The sequence below is a fragment of the Micromonospora sp. NPDC050980 genome (assembly GCF_040653835.1).
In the GTDB taxonomy this organism is placed as follows: Bacteria; Actinomycetota; Actinomycetes; order Mycobacteriales; family Micromonosporaceae; genus Micromonospora.
This window is the reverse complement of the sequence record NZ_JBFAGS010000006.1, coordinates 95,432-115,911: the sequence shown is the minus strand read 5'-3', so window position 1 is coordinate 115,911 and position 20,480 is coordinate 95,432. Positions and strand designations below refer to the sequence as shown.

The window sequence follows — 20,480 nt, the reverse complement described above, 5'->3', positions numbered from 1 at the left end:
GGGGCCCCGCTTAACACCACGGAAGACACGCAACGGGGGCCGGTGGAACCGGCCCCCGTTGCGTCGGGTGCTCAGCGAGCGGGGGTGAGGCGGTCGGTGCCGAGCTTGTCGCGCAGCACCTGCGGGACCACCACCGAACCGTCGGGCTGCTGGCACTGCTCCAGGATGGCCGGGAACAGGCGGCTGGTGGCCAACGCCGAACCGTTGAGCGTGTGCACGAACCGGGTCTGCTTGCCGCCCGGCTCCCGATAGCGGATGGCCGCCCGGCGGGCCTGGTAGTCGCCGGCCCAGGAGACCGACGACACCTCCTTGTACTTGCCGGTGCTCGGCATCCACACCTCGATGTCCAGCGTCTTGCGCATCGAGGCGCTGGCGTCGCCGGCCGCGAGCAGGCTGGTCTGGAAGTGCAGGCCGAGCCGGTCGACCAGCCCTTCGACGTGGCCCACCATCGCCTCCAGCGCGGCGTCGGCCTGCTCGGGGAGGGTGAACTGGAAGATCTCCACCTTGTTGAACTGGTGGCCGCGTACCGTGCCGCGCTCGTCGGAGTGCGAGCCGGCCGCCTCGCGCCGGTAGCACGGCGTGTAGGCGAACGCTTTCAGCGGCAGCTTCGCCGTCTCCAGGATCTCGTCCTGGTAGGCGCCGAGGATCGCCGTCTCGGACGTGGGCAGCAGGAACTGGCCGCGCGGGGCGGACTGCCGGTCCAGGTGGTAGACGTCGTCGTAGAACTTCGGGAACTGCCCGGCGGCGAAACCGGCGGTGTCCAGCAGCAGGTGCGGCGGCAGCAGGAACTCGTAACCGGCCTGGACGTTCTGCTCGATCAGCCAGTTGATCAGCGCCCACTCCAGCCGCGCGCCCATCCCGGTATACATCCAGAAGCCGGAACCCCCGAGTTTGACGCCCCGCTCGTGGTCGACCAGGCCGAGCGCGCGGCTCAGCTCCACGTGGTCGCGTACCTCCTCGATGGCCGGCGCCGCGCCGAACGTCCGCACCACCCGGTTTGCCTCCTTGCCCCCGGCGACCACGTCGTCGGCGGGCAGGTTGGGCAGCTCGCTCATCGCCGAGCGGAGCCGGGACTGCACCTCGTCGAGCTGGGACTCCAGCTCCGCGAGCTGCTTGCGCTCGGCCTCCGGCGCGGTCGGCTCCGGGGTGGCGCCGGACCGCTTCGCCGCCGCGTACGCGCGTGCCTCGGCCTTGCGGCGCTGCCGCTCGGCGTCGATCTCGGTGATCAGGGCGCGCCGCTCCTGGTCGAGCCGCTGGATGTCGTCCAGCGCCCGGGTGACCTCGGCGGGATCCAGACGCTTCGCCAGCGCGGTCGCCACCGCCTCGCGATCCTTCCGGATCAACTCCATGTCGAGCATGCTGCTCGTACGCCTTTCGTCCAGGCAGTCGGGTGGGACCACCAGATGCTACCGTCGCGGCCCCGCCGGCCCGGCCCGGCCCGGTCTACAGGCGCACCGGCATGAGGATGGAGAATGCGTGCGGGTCGTCGGCCCGGCGCACCGCCAGCGGCAGGATCGGACCGTCCAGCTCCAGCACGAGCTGGCTGCCGCCGGCGTCCAGCGCGTCGAGCAGATACTCCCGGTTGACCCCCACCCGCAGCCCGTCGTCCGGGCCGTCGGCAATGGCCGGATCGACCAGCCGCAGCTCACCGCGGCCGTCCAGGCCGAGCGCCACCACCTCGTGCGCGACGCCGTCGTGCGTCCGGTGGCACAACCGGACCCCGTCGGCGGTGAGCGCCGCGCGCAGCGCCGCGCCGTCCACCGGAATCCGGTACGCGGGCGCGTCGCCGACCTTCGCCCGCAGCAGCCGGCGGTAGTCCGGGAAGTCGTACGGCAGCGCGGTGACGTCCATCGTGCGACCGGCCACGGAGAACGTCACCCGGTCCGCGACGACGGCGTCGACGGTGGCCGCGTCGGCGTCCAGCAGCGCGCGCAGCTCGTCCACCGCGGCCACCGGCAGCAGCGCGCCCACCGGCGGGCCGTCGACGGTGGCGTCGACCCGGGCCACCGCCAGCCGGTGCCGGTCGGTGGCGACCAGGTGTACGCCGTCCGGCTCGACCGACAGCAGCACGCCGGACAGGGCCGGCAGCTCCGGGTCGGCGCCGACGGCGAAGCGTACGGCGGCCACGGCGGCGGCCAGGTCGGTGCGGGACAGCACGAGGCGGGTGGTCACTGTGGTCTCCTCCGGGTCGATCAGGCGACGGATCCGGGAGAGTTCGCGACGCGCGTCGGCCAGGCCGTCCTCCAGCCGGCGCAGGTGCGCGTCCAGCAGCCGGTGCACCTCGGCCGGCCGGTGCCGGTTCCGCAGCGCCTCGGCGATGCCGGCCAGCGGCATGCCCACCCGGCGCAGCCCGGCCACCAGTCGGGCCGGGCCGACCTGGTCGCCGGTGTACCAGCGGTAGCCGGTCACCGGGTCGACCCGGGCCGGGGTCAGCACGCCGGAGCGGTCGTAGAACCGCAACGCGCTGGCCGTCAACCCGCTGGCCCGGGCCAGCTCACCGATGCTGCGAAGCTCGCTCTCCACGGCGGTCATCCTGTGCCCTCCACCAGGTCGAGGGTCAACGCCTCGGGGTGTTAAAAGGGGGCCCCGCCTCTACCGGATGCGTTAACAAGGGGCCCTTCCTTAACCCTTCAGGGTGCGGAAGGTGATGCCGGCGCGGACCAGGCGGTCCAGCAGCGCGTCGCCCATCGCGGCCACCGGGGTGAGCTGGCCGGCGGTCGCCGGCAGGTCGTCGAAGGCCAGGCAGAGCGCCGACTCGGCGAGCATCTTGGCGGTCTCGTCGTAGCCGGGGTCGCCGCCGGCCACCTCGGTCACCACCCGCCGGCCCCCGCCGGCGCCCACGAACCGCACCCGGAACCAGGACTTCGCCCGCTGCTCGGCGCTCGGCCCCTGACCGGAGGAGAGCCGCCCGAGCAGCCAGCGCCGGGTCGGCGGCAGCTTCACCAGCCCCAGCACGCCGGCCAGGCCGACCCCCGCGACGAACACGGTGGGCAACCGCTTCATCGCGGCGAAGTGCCGGTAGCGGAAGTCCGGGCCGTACTCCGGGCGGGCCGCCGCCGACCGGCGGACGATCTGCGGGTCGATGGTGGGCAGCGGCGCCGCCCACTGGCCGAACTCGCGGACCCGCCCGACCCGGCCGGGCACCGCCCGCACCCGCCGCCCGTCCGGTCGCGGCTCGACGGCCCGGCGGGCCCGCGCCGCCCGGCTCATCTCGCCGGTGCGGGCGAACGCGGTCAACGCCGAGTGGTAGGTCCCGGCGGAGAACCGGCCGCCGGCCCGCACGTAGCCGTCCACCGTGACCGGCCCGTCCGACGGGAGCTGCTTGACCGTGTACCAGGCGCCCAGGTCGTGCGGGACCGAGTCGAAGCCGCAGGCGTGCACCAGCCGGGCCCCGGTGCGCACCGCCTCGGCGTGGTGCCGCACGTACATCAGGTCGACGAACTCCGCCTCACCGGTGATGTCGACGTAGTCGGTGCCGGCGGCGGCGCAGGCGGCGACCAGCGGCTCGCCGTGGTGCACGTACGGGCCGACGGTGGTGGCGACCACCCGCGCGCTGTCCGCCACCGCCCGCAGCGACGCCGCGTCGGTCACGTCGGCGGTCAGCAGGGGCAGCTCGGCCAGGCCGGCGTCGATCGCGGCCAGCCGGTCGCGGACGGCGGCCAGCTTGGCCGGGTTGCGGCCGGCGAGCGCCCAGCGCAGCTGGTCCGGCGCGTGCCGGGCCAGGTACTCGGCGGTGAGGCCGCCGGTGAAGCCGGTGGCGCCGAACAGGACGAGGTCGTACGGGCGGTCAGTGGGCATCCGCCGAGTGTGCCATCCGTGCTGGCCGGGCAGTGCGCTCACGGCCCTCGCTTCGCTCGGTGCGTTCGCCCATGCGTGCTGGTCGGGCAGTGCGCTCACGGCCCTCGCTTCGCTCGGTGCGTTCGCCCATGCGTCCCGGCCGGCATCACGGGGTGAACACCACCCGGACGCAGCCGTCCGCCCGGTCCCGGAACAGCGCGTACCCGTGGGCGCCCCGATCCAGCGGCAGCCGGTGGGTGGCGAGGTGCTCGGTGACCAGTTCGCCCCGGGCCATCCGGTCCAGCAGCGCGGGGATGGCGGCCGGACCGGCCCGGTTGCCGCCGCGTACCGCCAGACCCTTGTCCGTGACCGCGCCGAGCGGGAACCGGTCGGTGAACGCCGCCCCGCCGCCGAGCACCACCACCGTGCCGCCCTTGCGGCAGGCGTGCACCGCGTCGCGCACCGCCGCCCCGCCGTCCGGCCCGTGTGCCGGCCACCGTGCCGGCGCAGGCGGCGGGCCCGCCGCGTCCACGCACACGTCCGGTCCCCGGCCGCCGCTGCGCTCGCGCAGCTCGGCGAGGACGTCCACCGACCGGTGGTCGAGCGCTTCGGCGCCGGTGTGCCGGGCGGCCATCCGCAGCCGGTCGTCGTGCTCGTCCACCATGATCACCCGGGCCGCGCCGCGGGCCACCGCCGCCGCGGCGGTGAGCTGGCCGACCGCGCCCGCGCCCCAGACCGCCACCACGTCACCCGGGGCGACGCCGCCCAGCTCGACCCCGTGCCAGCCGGTCGGGGCGGCGTCCGCGGCGAAGACCGCCCGGTCGTCGTCGACCTCCTCGGGCACCGCGAACGCGCCCACGTCGGCGTACGGGACGCGGACGAACTCGGCGTGGCCGCCGGCGACGCCGCCGAGGCGGGCCGGCCGGCCGTAGCACCCGGCGGTGGGCTGTCCCCACTCCGGCTCGGCCGTCACCTGACTGGTGCCGTTGTCGCAGCAGGCGAGCAGGCCCTGCCGGCAGAACCAGCACACCCCGCAGGCGACCGCGGCGCCGACCACCACCCGGTCGGCGACCCGGTGCCGGCGCACCGCCGGCCCGACCTCGACCACCTCGCCGAGGAACTCGCGCCCGAGCACCTCGCCGACGGCCGCCTCGGGCACCCGCCCGGCCAGCAGCGGAAGGTCGCCGCCGCAGGTCAGGCTGCGTCGCACTCGGACGATCATGTCGTGGGCGTTGCGCAGCTCCGGGTCGGGGACCTGGCGTACCGCCAGCGCGTCGGCACCCTCCCAGCACAACGCCCTCACCGCGGTGCCTCCGGGCGGTCCAGCGGAGCACGATCCGCCCGCAGCACCTCCCCGGTCTCCAGGAGCTGGCGGGTCTCCCGGAGCACCTGCCGCAGGAACCGACCGGGGTCGTCGCCGACCAGGTGGGCGGCGAACCCGCGCAGCGTCGGCGCCCCGCCCAGCGGCCGTACCGCCAGTTCGGTGCCGCGCCCGCCGGGGGCCGGGCGGGCCCACACCTCCACCGCCCCGTCGAGCCGGCGCAGCGGCTCGGGCCACCGCCCGGCCGGGAGCACCTGCTCGGGCCGCCCGGACACGGTCACCACCTGCCAGCGCGCCGGGCGGGGGCCGGTGGCGGCCGGTCGGGTGCGCCGGCGGGCCAGTGCCCGCGCGCCACCGGCCGCCCGGGCGAGCGCGTCGACCAGCCGTCCTGTCCGAGCCACCGGCCCTCCTGCGGGTCGTGGGTCACCGGGCGGCCGGCGGTGCGTGGCCGGCCGCCCGAGTGGCCCCAGCGTGCCGGCGGCCCGGGTGACGCCGGCTCGCCCCGAAGGGGTGAACCGGCGCGGTCCGGGTAACCGCCCCCCGCGCCGACGGGGGAGGGACGCATGCCGGATGAGGTCGACACGGTGACCGGCGTGTCGCGGCCGTCGGCCGGGACGCCCGCCACGGTGGCCGGCACGCCGCTGCTCGCATCCCGGTTGGCGCCGCCCGCGCCGCCCGGGCCGACGGTGCTGCGCCCCCGGCTGCTGGAGCGGCTGGAGCGCGGCGCGGCCGGACCGGTCACCCTGCTCCTCGCCCCGGCCGGCTGGGGCAAGACGGTACTGCTGACCGGTTGGGCGCGGTCGGAGCGGCCCGGTCCGGCGCCGGTCTGGGTGAGCGTGGCGGAGGGGGACACCACCGGCCGGCTCTGGGCGTACCTGGCCGCCGCGTTGCGCACCGCCGTCGCGGGGGAGCCGGACGACGGGCCGGCGCCGGACGGCCCGCCCCGGCCGGAGCAGCTCGAAACGCTCGCCGCGGCGCTCGCCGCCCGGGAACACCCGGTGCTGCTGGTCCTGGACGACCTGCACCGGGTGACCGACCCGGCGGCGCTGGCCGGGCTGGAGTTCCTGCTCCGCCACGGCGACGGACGGCTACGGCTGGTGGCCGGCGCGCGCCGGGAACCGCCGCTGGCCCTGCACCGGTGGCGGTTGGCCGGCGAGCTGACCGTGCTCGGCCCGGACGAGCTGGCGTTCACCGCCGACGAGGTGGCCGACCTGCTGGTGGCGCACGGCGTGCCGGTGCCGGCCGAGGCGGTGCCCCGGCTCGTCGAGCGGACCGCGGGCTGGCCGGCCGGGCTGCGCTTCGCCGCGCTGGCCGCGGCGGCCGGCGCGGACCCGGCGCGCGCCGTGGACCAGGTCAGCGGCGACCAGCCGGACGTCGCCGCGTACCTGCGTGACGAGGTGCTCGTGGCGCTGCACCCGGCGGCGCGCGACGTGCTGTGCCGCGGCGCGGTCGCGGTCGCGGTCTGCGCCGACCTGGCCGTCGCGGTGACCGGCCGGGCCGACGCCGGAGCGCTGCTCGCCGACGCGGCCCGGGTGGGCGGCTTCGTCCAGCAGGACGGCGGCAGCCCGCCCTGGTACCGGCCGCACCCGTTGCTGGCCGACCTGCTCCGCGCCGACCTGGGCCGGCTCCCCGCCGACGAACTGCGCGAGCTGCACCGGCGCGCGGCCACCTGGTTCGCCGCGCACGACCGGCCGGCCGAGGCGCTGCGGCACGCCCTGACCGCCGGGGAGTGGGGCGACGCCACCGAGCTGCTGATCACCCGCTGGCCCGAGCTGGCCCCGGACGAACCGGCCCGGGTCGCCGTGCCCGCCCCGCCGGAGCCGCCGGCGGAGGCGGTGCGCCGGGACCCCGAGCTGGCGCTGGCGGTCTCCGCCGAGCGGGCGTACGCCGGGGACCCGGCCGCCGCGGACGGGCCGCTGCGGCAGGCGCTCGCGCACGCGGCGGACCTGCCGGCGTCGCGCCGCGACCGGTTCCGCCGGCTGACCGCCGCGGTCGAGCTGAGCCTGGCCCGGCTCACCGGAAACCACGAGGCGGTACGCCGGGCCGCCGATCGCCTGCTCGCGACCGCCACGGGCGGGAGCGTCGCGGTGGACGACGTGCGGGCGGTGGCCGGAGCCGCGCAGGGGCTGGTGGCGCTCGCCGAGGGGGAGCTGTCGGTGGCGGGCGAGCGGTTCGCCGGCGCGCTCGCGGCGGCGCGGCGGGCCGGCCGGCCGCGTACCGAGTTGCTCTGCGCCACCCGGTCGGCGGCGCTGCACGCGGCCCGGGGCGCGTTGCGGGCCGCCGAGGAGCACGCCCGGGAGGCGCTGTCCATGCCGCCCTGCCGGGGCTGGTCGTCCCGGGTGGACTGCGGCTACGCGTACCTCGCGTTGGCGCTCTCGCGCTGGCAGCGGGACCGGCCGGCGGAGGCCGCCGCGCACCTGGCGCTGGCCGGGCCGGTCGGCGCGGAGCCGGGTGGGGCGGCGTTGGTCGCGCTGTGCCGGGCCGGGCTGCTGGCCGACGGCGGTGACCCGGCGACCGCGCTGCGCACGCTCGCCGCGGCCCGGGCCTCGGCGCCCGGGCCGGAGCTGGGCGCGTGGCTCACCGCTGGCGAGGCGCAGCTCCGCGCCGAGGTCGGTGACCTGGCCGGGGCCCGCGCGCTGCTGGACGCGGCGGGCGGCGACCCGCCCGACCCGGCGCTGGCGCTGGCGTCCGCCCGCCTCTGGCTGGCCGCCGGTGACGCCCGCGCGGCGGAGCGGACGCTGCCCGACTGGACCGGGCCCGACGCGCGACGCTGGCCGCTGCCGGTACGACTGGGCGCCGGGTTGCTGGACGCGACGCTGGCCGGTGCGGCCGGGGACGGCCGGCGGGCCGGGCGGCTGCTGGAGGAGGTGCTGGCGCTGGCCGAGCCGGAGGGCTGCCGGCGGGTCTTCACCCGGGCCGAGCCGGGGCTGCGCGACCTGCTGGCCGCCCACCTGGACTCCGGGACCGCCCACTGGGCCACTGTCGACGACCTGCTCCGCGGCGTCGCCGCCACCTCCGGCGGGCCGCCGGAGGCGCCGGCGCGGGCGTTGGGCGAGCCGCTCACCGAGCGGGAGTTGACCGTCCTGCGCTATCTGCAGAGCATCCTGTCGAACGTGGAGATCGCCGCCGAGTTGTCGCTGTCGGTCAACACGGTCAAGACGCACGTGCGCAACATCTACCGCAAGCTCGACGCCACCCGCCGGCGGGAGGCGGTCCGGCGGGCGCGCGAGCTGCGGTTGATCTGACCGGTGCGGTCAGGTCCCGGCGGCGGCGTCCACCATGGCCAGCAGTTCGGCCAGGTCGTAGCCGCCGTCGTGGCGTACGTCGTTGACGAACAGCGTCGGGGTGCCGCTGACCCCGCTGCGGATCCCGCCCACGAAGTCCTGCCGGACCCGGTCGGCGTGGGCCTGTCGCGCCACCTCGGCGTTCACCTCGTCGGGCGCCAGCCCGACCTGCTCCACGCCGAGCGACAGGTGCACCGGGTCGAGTTGGTCCTGGTGCTCGTAGAGCCAGTCGTGCATCTCCCAGAACCGGCCCCGCGCGCCGGCCGCCTCGGCGGTCTCCGCCGCGCTCTCCGCGTGCGGGTGGACGTTGGTGATCGGGAAGTGGCGGTACGCCAGCCGTACCATGTCGGCCCGCTGGCGCAGCACCTCCGCCAGGTTCGGGTAGGCGGCGCCGCAGAACCGGCACTGGAAGTCGCCGTACTCGACGACGGTGACCGGGGCGTCGGCCGGCCCGCGCACGTGGTCGCGGTCGGTGACCGGGATCCGCAGCCGGGCGGTGGTGACCTGGAGTGGCGTCGTCATACCGCCCACCCTGGCCCGCGCCCGGGTGAGCCCGGCTCACCCGGGCCGGGTGGTTCGCCGGCTCACCCGGCCCGTACCGCGATCTGGTTGCGCAGCCCGCACACGCCGGGCAGGCGGGCGACGGAGCGTTCGGCGGCCCGGCGTTGGTACTCCCACTCGACGTCGCCGTGCAGCGTGACCCAACCGTCGGTGACCGTCACGTGCAGCGCCCCGACCGGCACGAACGCGGCCCACTCCAGGGCCCGCACGGCGGCCACGGCGATCTCCGGGTCGTCCCGACCGGGCGCGGCGGCGATCCGGACGGCCAGGTCGTCGGCGACCGCACGGACCCGGGCGACCCGGTGCGCTGCCTGTTCGGCGGCCCACTTCCCGGCGTAGCCGTCCACCCGGCCGGTCAGCGTCACCACGCCGTCGGTGACTGTCGCCGCGACCTCGTCGAGGCCCGCCCGGGCCAGTTCGTCGCGTACGCCGGACCGGATCTCCCGGTCGGTGCGCGTGGTCGTCCCGGTGGTCATCCGGCTCTCCTTCCGGTCGATCGGCGGTGCGGTCGCGCAAGCCGATCCTGCGCGCCGCCGGGGTGAGCCGTCCTCACCCGGACCGGATGACCTGGGAGCGCTTCCATGAACGGCTCGGCCGGCGTACGCTGAGGGTCCCTCGGCTGCGGGAGCCAGCAAGCCGACGGGGAGCCCGGGCCGCTCCCCGACGACGCACCGCCCCCTGCTCCCGTTCCCCCACCACAGGGCAACCGAGAGGACCGCCCCCCATGCGCAGAAGTCTCGCCGGTCTGGCCGCCGTCGCGCTGGCCGCCACCGCGGCAGCCGTCGTCGTGCCGCTGGTCACCACCGGCGTACCTCCGGCCGCCGCCGCCGCCGCGGAGCCGTACACCTGGAAGAACGTCCGGATCGACGGCGGCGGCTTCGTGCCCGGCATCGTCTTCAACCCGACCGAGAAGAACCTGATCTACGCGCGGACCGACATCGGCGGGGCGTACCGCTGGGAGCAGGCGACCGGCTCGTGGACGCCGCTGCTGGACTGGGTCGGGGCGGACCGGTGGGGCTGGAACGGGGTGGTCAGCCTCGCCACCGACCCGGTGCAGACCAACCGGGTGTACGCGGCGGTCGGCATGTACACGAACGACTGGGACCCGAACCACGGGGCGATCCTGCGCTCGACCGACAAGGGCGCCACCTGGCAGGCCACCGAGCTGCCGTTCAAGAACGGCGGCAACATGCCCGGCCGGGGCATGGGGGAGCGGCTCGCGGTCGACCCGAACCGCAACAGCGTCCTCTACTACGGCGCCGAGGGCGGCAACGGCCTGTGGCGCAGCACCGACTACGGGGCGACCTGGGCGAAGGTCGCCAACTTCCCGAACGTGGGCAACTATCGGGCCGACCCGAACGACAGCACCGGCTACCAGAGCCAGAACCAGGGCCTGACCTGGGTGAGCTTCGACAAGAGCACCGGCACGGCCGGTGCCGCCACGAAGACGATCTACGTCGGGGTGGCGGACAAGCAGAACCCGGTCTACCGCAGCACCGACGCCGGCGCGACCTGGGAGCGGATCCCCGGCCAGCCGACCGGCTACCTGGCGCACAAGGGCGTGGTGGACCCGGTCGGCGGCTTCCTCTACCTCGCCACCAGCGACACCGGCGGCCCGTACGACGGCGGCAAGGGCGACGTGTGGAAGTTCGACCGGAGCACGGGCGCGTGGACGCGGATCAGCCCGGTCCCGTCGTCGAGCGGTGACGCCTACTTCGGCTACTCCGGGCTGACCATCGACCGGCAGCACCCGAACACGCTCATGGTCGCCTCGCAGATCTCCTGGTGGCCGGACGCGATCTTCTGGCGCAGCACCGACGGGGGCGCGACCTGGACGCGGATCTGGGACTTCACCAGCTATCCGAACCGGAGCAAGAAGTACACGATGGACATCAGTTCGGTGCCGTGGCTGACCTTCGGCACCAACCCGGCGCCGCCGGAGGAGACCCCGAAGCTGGGCTGGATGAACGAGTCGTTGGAGATCGACCCGTTCGACAGCGACAGGTTGATGTATGGCACCGGCGCGACGATCTACGGCACCACCGGCCTGACGAAGTGGGACACCGGCGGCACCTTCACCATCACCCCGATGGTCAAGGGGCTGGAGGAGACCGCGGTGCTCGACCTGATCAGCCCGCCGTCGGGCGCACCGCTGGTCAGCGGGCTCGGCGACATCGGCGGCTTCCGTCACACCGACCTCGGCGCGGTGCCGCCGATGATGTTCACCCAGCCGGTCTTCGGCAGCACCACGAGCCTCGACTACGCGCAGACGAAGCCGGCGGTGATGGTGCGGGCCGGCAACTTCACCGACGCCGACCGGCCCAACGACAGCCACGTGGCGTTCTCCACCGACGGCGGCGCGAACTGGTTCCAGGGCACCGAACCCGGCGGCATCAACAACGGCGGCACGGTGGCCGCGTCCGCGGACGGCGGCCAGTTCGTCTGGTCGCCGGGTGACGCCGGCCAGCAGGTCGTCCGGTCGGTCGGCTTCGGCAACTCGTGGACCGCCGCCACCGGCATCCCGGCCAACGCCACCGTCGAGTCCGACCGGGTCGACCCGAACAGGTTCTACGGCTTCAGCGCCGGGAGGTTCTACCTCAGCACCAACGGCGGGGCCGGTTTCACCGCCACCGCGGCGACCGGCCTGCCGACCACCGCTGTCAAGTTCAAGGCGCTGCCCGGGGTCGAGGGCGACATCTGGCTGGCCGGGGAGGGTGGCCTCTGGCACTCCACCAACTCCGGCGCGAGCTTCACCAAGGTGACCGGCGTGTCCTCGGCGGTGAACGTCGGTTTCGGCAAGGCGGCCCCGGGGCGGACGTACCCGGCGTTGTTCACCATCGGCACGGTCGGCGGCGCGCCCGGGGTGTACCGCTCCGACGACGCCGGCACGACCTGGGTGCGGATCAACGACGACAAGCACCAGTACGGCAACGCGGGTGAGGCGCTCACCGGTGACCCGCGCGTCTACGGCCGGGTCTACCTGGGCACCAACGGCCGGGGCATCCTGGTGGCGGACCGGCTGGGCGGCACGCCCACGCCGCCGCCCACCTCGGCGAGCCCGACGCCGACCCCCACCTCGGCGAGCCCGACGCCCACGCCGACGTCACCGAGCCCGACGCCCACGCCGACGCCCACGTCGCCGAGCCCCACGCCGACCCCGTCGTCCACCGGGCGCGGCTGCGCGGCGGCCTACGCGGTGACGAACACCTGGCCGGGTGGCTTCCAGGGCGAGGTGGCGGTGCGCAACTCGGGCACCGCGCCGATCGCCGGGTGGACGCTGACCTGGTCCTTCCCGGACGGTCAGCGGATCGCCCAGTTGTGGGGCGGGTCGTACACCCAGACCGGCGCGGCCGTGACGGTGACCGACGCCGGCTGGAACGGCAACCTCGGCGTCGGCGGGTCGACCACTGTCGGCTTCACCGCGACGGCGACCGGCGGCAACCGCGCGCCGACGGTGACCTGCAGCGCCCGCTGATCGGCGCCGTCGACGGTGGCCGCCCCCGAGCGTCGGGGGCGGCCACCGTTCGTCGTGCGTGGTGTGGCGGTCAGCCGTCCAGTCCGGCGGGGGAGTTGGGCCGGTCGACGTCCACGAACTCGATCTCGTCGGTGTCGCGCTCGCGGCTGCCGGCGGCGCGGGCGGCGGTGCCGGCGGCCCACCCGATGGCGGCGCCGGCGAGGGCCGCCGCAATCAGCAGCGTCCAGGGCAGCGCGGGCCGGCGACCGGCGAGCGCGTCGAAAGCGAGGCCGGCCCGGCGGCGCGCCTCGTCGGCGGCGGAGCCGACCAGGTCGGTGGCGTCGTCGGCCAGGCCGGAGGAGTTGCGGCGGGCCGTGCGGGTGGCGTCGCGCACGCTGTCCCCGGCGGAGCCGACCGCGGAGAGCAGGTGCTGCCACGCCTGGTCCGCGACTCGCTCGGGCTTGCTGCGGCGGTCCATCAGGCTGGATCCGAACATCGTTCTACCTCCTCGGGTGCCGAAGCCCGGCGGCCATTTCGGACTCCGGCGTTCATCCGGCGCGTCACGGTTCACTCCCGGTGGGCAGTGCCCCACCCACCACCGTCCCAAACCCCGCGTGGCGACCAGGGGTGATCAAGGAGTCGACGCGGACCCGCGGGCGGTGAGGTAGGCGGACAGGAGCGGACGAATCACCCGAACGCGCCGACGGGTGGGTGTTCCCCGTGACGTGCGCCGGCCCGCTACCCTGGATCGGCGGATCGGTCGACCGGGCTCCGTCGTTCGGCCGGTCGTGGTCCGCGACGAAGGGGAAATCGGAACCCGGAGGTCCGGATTGGGTTCGCCCAGGTGTGCCCAGTCCGCGAATTGCTCATCCCGGGGGGTGGCGACCGGGGCCGTTGGAGGAATACTCTCGGTCGCGGCCCGCGTACTGATGAGGCGCCCGTTGGGGCGAGTGGAGGTGCTCGCGTGAGCCTGTCGATCGTGAAGTCGATGCGTCCTGGTGGTGTCGTCCAGATCGCCCCTCGGGGGGAGATCGACGTCGACACCGCGTACGAGGTGCGAGAGGCGATCGCCGAGGTGCTCGCCAAGGGGCGCCCCGCCCGGATCGAGCTCAACATGCGGCTCGTGACGTTCATCGACTCCGTCGGCATCAGCGCCATGGTGGCCGGCTTCCAGACCTGCGAGGTCAGCGGCGTCAAGCTCGTGGTCACCGAGCCGAGCCGGTTCGTGCACCGTCAACTCTGGGTGACCGGTCTGCTCGGTCTCTTCGGCGCGCCCGAGCCCTGGTTCGCCGACGACGCCCCCGAGGTGCTCCCGGGCGCCTGAGCGCCGCCCGACCCCCACCGACCGGGGGACCTTCGACCCGTTGCCAGCCCGGCGCTGGTACGGGACGATCGTCCGGACCCACGACGGCGAGGGGGACCGGTTGCAGAGCAGCGACAGCTTCAGCTACACCGTGCAGGCCCGGTGCAGCCGAGCGGACGCGGCGGCCCTGCTCGGTGACCTCAGCCGGCAGGGCGAGCTGCATCCGTTGATCGTGCGGGTCCGGCAGGTGCCGGCCCGGCCGGGCGCGCTGGCCAGCTATGCGATCACCGACCGCCTGGAGTTGGGTCCGCTGCACTTCCCGGTGACCTATCAGGCGGACGTGCTGGTCGCCAACGAGGACGAGGTGGTCACCGTCGCCCGGCAGCAGCCGGCGACGACGGTGCGCAACCACACCCGGCTGCGCGACGAGCCCGACGGTGTGGTGCGGATCGACGTGGAGATCACCCTCACCGCGCCGGCGCCGCTGTTCGGCTACGCGTTCCGCCAGGCCCGGGCCGCCCACCTGGGTCTCGCCGCCCGTCTCGGCGCGACCCTGGAGGGCCGGCCGGTCTGACCCCGGCGGTCCCCGGGCCGGCCCGACGCCCCGGCCGCATCCGCCCCCACGGCTTGTATACCGACAGCACGGTGGCGACCAGCAGCAGCGTGGTGGAGACGGCCGGCGCCACCACCAGGTCGACCCGCAGGTGCGCGTCGGCGGCCCCGGCGGGCGCGCCGAGGTGCCGGAGCCGGGGGGCCACCAGCGCCGCCGCCGGGTAGACCACCTCGGGGTCGGCCCCGCGCAGCCCGGCCACGCCGAGCGCGAGCAGCGTCAGATCGCTGCCGAGCCAGCCAACGAGGTGGCCAGGTGCGCGGTGAGCAGCGCCTTCCGGCCGGCGGGGGAGAGTCGTCTCATGCCCCGATCGTCACCCGCCGCGCCGCCCGCGTCGTGGCCCGGGCGGCGACACCCGGCGTACGCCGTGGGGCGTGGTGCTCAGTACACCGACAGGTGCACGTGGTTGGTGTGGTCGCTGGACGGGTCGCCGTTGCCGCCGCTGTACGACTTCCAGCCGCTGCTGGGCAGCCAGATCCGCCGGAACCAGATCACGTAGAGCACGGCGAGCGGGTCGGCGTTGCGGATGAAGTACGCGGCCAGGTTGTTGCCGTACGTCTTGTCGCCGCCGCTGGCGACGCCGCCGAAGCCGTTCTTCTGCGCCGCGAAGTCGCAGGCCCGCCCCTTCGGGTGCTCGCCCGAGCCGCTGGGCCGGTGACAGGAGACGTACCGGGTGAAGCCGGCCGCCTTGGCCTGTTGCAGCGCGTGCAACGTGCGCGGCGTGATGCAGCCGCTGGCCGGCGTCGGGTCGTTGACGCTGCACGACTCCGCCGGCCAGGAGCCGTCGGAGTTGCGCCGGGCCGGCTTCGCGTTCGCCGTGGACGTGCCCCGGACGCTGTCGCCGTCGTCGCTGTCGCGGCTGGTGGAGCTGCGGTTGTTCGCCACCTCCAGCGCGCGTTCGGCCTGCTCCTTGCGCTTGCCCATGACCGTGACCTGCTTGCGCTGTTCCCGGATCTCGCCGTCGAGGGCGGTGCGGGTGCGGATCGCCTCGTCCCGGGTGGCGATCAGGTCGCGTAGCGCCCGGTCCTCGTGCGCGGCGACCGTCTCCAGGGCCGCGGCCCGGTCCATGAAGCCTTCCGGGCTGCGGCTGCCGAGCAGCGCCGCGGCGGTGCCCATCCGGCCGGTGCGGTAGGCCACCTGGGCGATCTCGCCGACCTTGGCGTCGCGTTCGGTCAGCTCCCCGTCGATCGTCCGGAGCCGGTCGTTGAGCTGCTTCTGCCGGGTCACCGAGCGGTTCAGTGCGGCCTTGGCGTCCAGCCAGCCCTTGCTGGCCGCGTCGAGTTGGGCGCGCAGGGTCGGGGTGCCGCCCTCGTCGTCGCCGGGCGCGGCGGCCAGCAGGCCGGTCGGTGGGGCCGACCGGGCCGCGACGGCGGGGGAGACCGGCGCGGTGCCGACGCCGAGGGCCAGGGTCGCCACGAGCAGGGCCGCCAACCGGGCGGCCGTCCGTCGTACAGGTGCCGCTGTGGGCATTCAGGTTTCCTTCCGTCAACCGCCGACCGGGTTAGCTGACGGGTTCGGGACGGAAGATCCCTACCGCTGACGCGGATGCACCCCACGTACGTGGTTCCCCGGCTCGCCCTGCGGGCGATTAGGCGCCGGCCGCGCCCACGGGCGCCGGAGTGGCGCTCGCGGTGTGGCCGCGACCGAGCCTACCGGCGCTGCCCGGGGCCGGCTCCACCGACCGGAACCAGCTACCCAGACAAAACCGGCGTAAGCTAACAATAACCACAAGGATTTAAGGCTGTCCTCAATTACCACTCGGTCGGGCCGCAGGTCCCGGCCGACGCTCCGGGTTCGACCTGCAACGTGGCGTGGTCGATCGAGAAGTCCTCGTGCAGCGCGGCCCGGGCGGCGCCCAGCACGGCGGCCACCTCGGCGTCCGCGTCGAGGGCCAGGTGGGCCGAGGCGACGTCCATGCCCGAGGTGAGCGTCCAGACGTGCAGGTCGTGCACCTCCGCCACGCCGGGCACCGCGGCCAGCCGGTCGTGCACCGCGGTCACCTGGAGGTGCTCCGGGGCGGCCTGCACCAGGATGCGCACCGCGGCGCGGCCGAGCCGCCAGGTGCGCGGCAGGATGAACAGGCCGATCGCCACCGCGACCACCGGGTCGGCCCACCACCAGTCGGTGAGGGCGATGACCAGCGCGGCGCCGATCACGCCGAGCGAGCCGAGCAGGTCGCCCAGCACCTCCAGATAGGCCCCGCGCAGGTTGATGCTCTCCTGCGCGCCGGAGCGCAGCAGCGCGAACGCGGCGATGTTGGCCAGCAGGCCGAGCACGGCGACCACGAGCATCGGCCCGGCGAGCACCTCCGGCGGCTCGCCGAAGCGGCGTGCCGCCTCGATCAGGACGTAGATCGCGACGGCGCCGAGCAGCACCGCGTTGGCCAGCGCCGCGAGCACCTCCAGCCGGTAGAGCCCGAAGGTGCGCTGCGGGTCGGTGCGGGCACGCCGGGTGGCGCTGATCGCCGCGAGCGCCATGCCGATGCCGAGGACGTCGGTGAACATGTGCCCGGCGTCGGAGAGCAAGGCGAGCGAGCCGGTCGTGACGGCGGTCACCGCCTCGACCAGCATCAGCGCGGTGAGCAGCGCGAAGGCGGCCCAGAGCCGCCCCGCGTGCCGCTGCGCCGCGTTGGCGACCGCACCGCTGTGGTCATGACCTGCGCCCACGCGCACACCCTCCGTCCCGTGCCTCGGCCGGAACCAATCTATGCTCACATCGCTATGTGTGCAACTGAGGGTGGGATCATCCCACCGGGTCGAGCGTGGTCAGGCGCTGGGTGGCCCGGGAGAGCGCCACATAGAGCGTGCGGACCCCGGAGCCGGGGTCGGCCCGGATCTCGCCCGGCGCGACCAGCACCACCCCGTCGTACTCCATGCCCTTTGCCTGCAGGCTGGTCACCACCTGGAGGCGGCCGGCGCCGAGCGCGCCCAGCCAGCCGGCCACCTCGTCCCGGCGCGGCACCGGCGTGATCACCCCGACCGTGCCCTCCACCTCGGCCAGCAGCGCCCGGACCGCCTCCACCGTGGCCGCCGGCAACTCGGCCGCCGGCACGACGCGCTGCACCGGCGGTACGCCCGTCGAGCGCACCGCGTCCGGCAGCGCCAGGTCCGGGTACAGCCGACGGATCTCCGCCGCCGCCACGGCGAAGATCTCCGCCGAGTTGCGGTAGTTGGTGGTCAGCTCGTAGCGGCGCCGGCGGCGCCGCCCCAACGCCTCGTCCCGGGCCCGGTCCAGCTCCTGCGGGTCACCGGTCCAGGCGGTCTGCGCCGGATCGCCGACCACCGTCCAGGACGCCAGCCGCCCGCGCCGCCCGACCATCCGCCACTGCATCGGCGAGACGTCCTGCGACTCGTCCACCACCACGTGCGCGTAGTCGCGGTAGTCCGCCGGGCGCTCCCGGGTCGCCGCCCGCGCGGCGCGCTGCCGGTCGGCGTACGTGCTCAGCTCGCGCACGCCGCCGGCGAGCTGGTACGGGTCGCGCTTCGGCTTCGCCCGCCGCACCGGCGTGCCGAGCAGCGCGTCCAACTCGTCCAGCAGGGCGATGTCGGCCACGGTCAGCCCGTCGCTGTCGAGCGTCCGGTAGGCGTCGGTGAGCAGCCGGATCTCGGCCGGGGAGAGGACCCCGCCGGCGTACCGGCGCAGCCGCTCCGGCCGGGCCAGCCAGCCCAGCACGTGCCGGGGATGCAGCCGGGGCCACCAGCTCTTGAGGAACTCGCGGAACTCCGGCCGCTCGATGATCTCGTCCTCGAACGCGGGCTGCTCCGGCAGCCGGCCCACCCGCAGCGTGCGGGCCTGCGCGTAGAGCGCCGCGAGCACGGCGTCGAACGCCGCCCGGCGCACCTCGTTGCGGCGCGCGCCCCGGGTCAGCGTCCGGTCCCGCACCGCGTCCAGCGCCCGGCGGTCCAGCCGCAGCAGCTCGCCGCGGTAGAGCAGGCGCAGCTCCGCCGGGGAGTCCGGCACCGCGTCCCGGGCCGCGCGCTCCAACACCCGGCGCATCCGCAGCGAACCCTTCACCGCCGCCACCTCCGGCGGGTCCGTCCGGGTCGCGGACAGGCCCGGGAAGAGCGAGCCGAGCGAGTGCAGGGTGGCCGTCTCCTCGCCGAGCGAGGGCAGCACCGACGCGATGTACTCGACGAACACGCCCGACGGTCCGACCACCAGGATGCCGCCGCCGGCATACCGGGCCCGGTCCGAATAGAGCAGGTACGCGGCCCGGTGCAACGCCACCGCCGTCTTGCCGGTGCCCGGTCCGCCGGAGACGATCGTGACGCCGTTGCCGGGCGAGCGGATCGCCTCGTCCTGCTCCCGCTGGATGGTCGCCACGATGTCGCGCATGCCCCGGCCGGTGGCCCTCGACAGCGTGGCCAGCAGCGCGCCGTCGCCGACCACCGCCATGTCCGGCCCGGCGGCGTCCGGGTCCAGCAGGTCGTCCTCGATCCGGGTGACCCTCTCGGCGGTGGACTGGATCGTGCGCCGGCGCACCACGCCGCGCGGCTCGGCCGGCGTGGCCTGGTAGAACGCGGCGGCGGCGGGCGCCCGCCAGTCCACCACAAGCGTCTCGGCGTCGTCGGCGCGCACCCCCAGCCGGCCCACGTGCAGCACCTGCCCGGTACGCAGGTCCAGCCGGCCGAAGACCAGCCCCTCGTGCTCCGCGTCCAGCACGTGCCGGCGCTGGGCGGCGTGGAAGACCATCGCGTCCCGCTCGACCAGCGCGCCGAACGTGCCGACCCGGGCCAACTGGTAGCCCTCCCGCTCGGCGTCGGCCGCGGACCGGCGTAGTTCGGCCAGCCGGGCGTACACCCGGTCGAGGTGCCGCTGCTCAGCGGCGATCTCCCGGTCCAGCGTGGTCTGGTCGGTCAACGCGGTGCTCCTGTGGTCGGACGGCACGACGGGCTGAATGAGGGTACGGGCCGGCGGCAAGCCGGACGTCGGGGCCATGCCGCCGGCCCCGCGCACGCGGGTGCCGGTTGCCCGTTATCGCGCTGTTCCCACCCGTTTCCCGGGCCGTTCGGCCGCCGGTCAGGCGGCCCCCCGCGCTACCCTGCCGGTCCGGCGGCCCGTGCTACCGGCCGCCGGTCAGGCGGCCAACCGTCGGGTGGCCGGGCGCCGCTTCCGCCGGACGGCCGGGCGGGTGACCGTCGTCGCCGGCCCGGCGAGCACCCGGCTCAGCACCCCGGCGACGGCGCCGTTCACCACGTCCGGACGCTCCATCATCAGCATGTGGCCGGCGCCCGGGCAGACGGTCAGCTCCGCGGTGGGCAGCGCCGCCGCGATGGACTCGGCACAGGGCGGCGGGGTCAGCCGGTCCCGGTCACCGACCAGCGCGGCGGCCGGCAACCCGCCGAGCGCGGCCAGCGTCTCCAGCCGGTGCTGGGCGCCGATCGACGCGCGGAACCCGCCGATCGAACGGAGCGTGGCGCGCGCCACCGCCGAGGTGACCAGCCGGATGTCCGCCGGGTCGCAACGGTCGCCGAAGAGCATCCAGCGGATGCTGGGGCGCAACGCGCGCAGCAGCGCGTGCGGCGGTCGCCAGCCGCCGCAGCGGGCCAGCACCCCGGCGCCGGTGGTCTCGGCGAGGCGGATCAGCCGGGCGATCCGGGGCGAGAGCCCGTAGACGGTGTGCGTGTGCCCCTCCGCCGTGGTCGAGACGAAGACCAGCCCGGCGACGCGGGCGGCGAACCGGTCGGGGTGGCGGTGCGCGTACTCCATCACCGTCATCCCGCCCATCGAGTGCCCGACCAGCACGACCGGGCCGGACGGGGCGAACTCGTCGACCACCGCGGCCAGGTCGTCGCCGAGCTGGGCCAGGGTGGCATCACGCAGGGTCAGGCAGCTCGACCGGCCGTGGCCGCGCGCGTCGTAGGCGACCACCCGCACCCGGTCACCGAAGCGCTCCCGCAGGTCGGCGAGCTGCCGGTGCCAGCTCCGCCCGTCCAGCGTCCAGCCGTGCAGCAGGATGACCGTGACCTCGGCGTCGACCGGTCCGGCCGACGTGACGCGCAGGCGTACGTCGTCTCCAAGCCGCAGTTCCTGGTGCTCCGGCATGTCCACCTCCCCGGACCGCTGGGTCCACCGGGGTGACCCGGCGGTAACACCGGCGTTACCCGCCATGACACCACGGCAACCGGGGCGGTGAGAAGATTCGCCGTCCGCCCGCGTCCGGGCGGTTC

The 20,480-nt window shown here is 75.4% G+C and carries 15 protein-coding genes, 1 pseudogene and 1 riboswitch; of the genes and pseudogenes, 4 read left to right on the top strand and 12 right to left on the bottom strand.

The genetic code is table 11. The features are described 5' to 3' along the window. Nucleotides 1-71: 71 nt before the first annotated feature. The 5 genes from serS to AB0H28_RS12265 form a co-directional block, all read right to left on the bottom strand. Nucleotides 72-1,358, bottom strand: a complete 1,287-nt coding sequence (serS, locus tag AB0H28_RS12285) for a serine--tRNA ligase (protein ID WP_358037706.1) — start codon at nt 1,356-1,358, stop codon at nt 72-74. Between the two features lie 85 nt (nt 1,359-1,443). Then, nucleotides 1,444-2,532, bottom strand: a complete 1,089-nt coding sequence (locus tag AB0H28_RS12280; RefSeq protein WP_358037703.1) for a MerR family transcriptional regulator — start codon at nt 2,530-2,532, stop codon at nt 1,444-1,446. Between the two features lie 90 nt (nt 2,533-2,622). Next, complete coding sequence (locus AB0H28_RS12275) at nt 2,623-3,798, bottom strand: saccharopine dehydrogenase NADP-binding domain-containing protein (RefSeq protein WP_358037700.1); 1,176 nt, start codon at nt 3,796-3,798, stop codon at nt 2,623-2,625. A 145-nt stretch (nt 3,799-3,943) separates the two neighbouring features. Next, nucleotides 3,944-5,080 (bottom strand): zinc-binding dehydrogenase, encoded by a 1,137-nt coding sequence (locus AB0H28_RS12270; protein ID WP_358037697.1) that lies wholly within the window; start codon nt 5,078-5,080, stop codon nt 3,944-3,946. Next, a complete protein-coding gene (locus AB0H28_RS12265; protein WP_358038228.1) occupies nt 5,077-5,439 on the bottom strand; it encodes a hypothetical protein in 363 nt (120 codons plus the stop codon). The genes AB0H28_RS12270 and AB0H28_RS12265 overlap by 4 nt, the downstream gene beginning before the upstream one ends. Before the next feature lie 222 nt (nt 5,440-5,661). On the opposite strand from AB0H28_RS12265, the gene AB0H28_RS12260 reads away from it, so the two are divergent. Continuing rightward, a complete protein-coding gene (locus tag AB0H28_RS12260) occupies nt 5,662-8,343 on the top strand; it encodes a LuxR C-terminal-related transcriptional regulator (protein ID WP_358037694.1) in 2,682 nt (893 codons plus the stop codon). Nucleotides 8,344-8,352: 9 nt separating this feature from the next. On the opposite strand, the gene AB0H28_RS12255 is transcribed toward AB0H28_RS12260, so the two are convergent. Together AB0H28_RS12255 and AB0H28_RS12250 are read right to left on the bottom strand one after the other, a co-directional pair. Continuing rightward, entirely contained in the window at nt 8,353-8,904 is a 552-nt protein-coding gene (locus tag AB0H28_RS12255; RefSeq protein WP_358037691.1) for a DsbA family protein, read from the bottom strand. Between the two features lie 71 nt (nt 8,905-8,975). Beyond that, nucleotides 8,976-9,419, bottom strand: a pseudogene (locus AB0H28_RS12250) (BON domain-containing protein); the annotation flags it as partial. 248 nt (nt 9,420-9,667) lie between these two features. Here AB0H28_RS12250 and AB0H28_RS12245 point away from each other — a divergent pair. Beyond that, a complete protein-coding gene (locus AB0H28_RS12245; RefSeq protein WP_358037688.1) occupies nt 9,668-12,418 on the top strand; it encodes a cellulose binding domain-containing protein in 2,751 nt (916 codons plus the stop codon). 70 nt (nt 12,419-12,488) lie between these two features. Here the strand turns inward: AB0H28_RS12245 and AB0H28_RS12240 are convergent, their stop codons facing one another. Beyond that, nucleotides 12,489-12,893: a hypothetical protein gene (locus AB0H28_RS12240; protein ID WP_358037685.1), complete on the bottom strand. Its 405-nt coding sequence runs from the start codon at nt 12,891-12,893 to the stop codon at nt 12,489-12,491. A gap of 468 nt (nt 12,894-13,361) precedes the next feature. Between AB0H28_RS12240 and AB0H28_RS12235 the strand changes: the two genes are divergently transcribed. Beyond that, entirely contained in the window at nt 13,362-13,721 is a 360-nt protein-coding gene (locus AB0H28_RS12235) for an STAS domain-containing protein (protein WP_358037682.1), read from the top strand. Nucleotides 13,722-13,761: 40 nt separating this feature from the next. Further along, entirely contained in the window at nt 13,762-14,274 is a 513-nt protein-coding gene (locus AB0H28_RS12230) for an SRPBCC family protein (RefSeq protein WP_358037679.1), read from the top strand. Between the two features lie 417 nt (nt 14,275-14,691). Here the strand turns inward: AB0H28_RS12230 and AB0H28_RS12225 are convergent, their stop codons facing one another. From AB0H28_RS12225 to AB0H28_RS12210, 4 genes are all read right to left on the bottom strand, one after another. Further along, a complete protein-coding gene (locus AB0H28_RS12225) occupies nt 14,692-15,780 on the bottom strand; it encodes a hypothetical protein (RefSeq protein WP_358037676.1) in 1,089 nt (362 codons plus the stop codon). Nucleotides 15,781-15,784: 4 nt separating this feature from the next. Further along, nucleotides 15,785-15,915: riboswitch (cyclic di-AMP (ydaO/yuaA leader) on the bottom strand. A 146-nt stretch (nt 15,916-16,061) separates the two neighbouring features. After that, nucleotides 16,062-16,976 (bottom strand): cation diffusion facilitator family transporter, encoded by a 915-nt coding sequence (locus AB0H28_RS12220; RefSeq protein ID WP_358037673.1) that lies wholly within the window; start codon nt 16,974-16,976, stop codon nt 16,062-16,064. A 76-nt stretch (nt 16,977-17,052) separates the two neighbouring features. Beyond that, the gene (locus AB0H28_RS12215; RefSeq protein ID WP_358038225.1) at nt 17,053-19,170 is read right to left on the bottom strand and encodes an AAA family ATPase; all 2,118 of its coding nucleotides are present in this window, start codon (nt 19,168-19,170) and stop codon (nt 17,053-17,055) included. A 216-nt stretch (nt 19,171-19,386) separates the two neighbouring features. After that, a complete protein-coding gene (locus tag AB0H28_RS12210; protein ID WP_358037670.1) occupies nt 19,387-20,355 on the bottom strand; it encodes an alpha/beta hydrolase in 969 nt (322 codons plus the stop codon). Nucleotides 20,356-20,480: the final 125 nt, after the last annotated feature.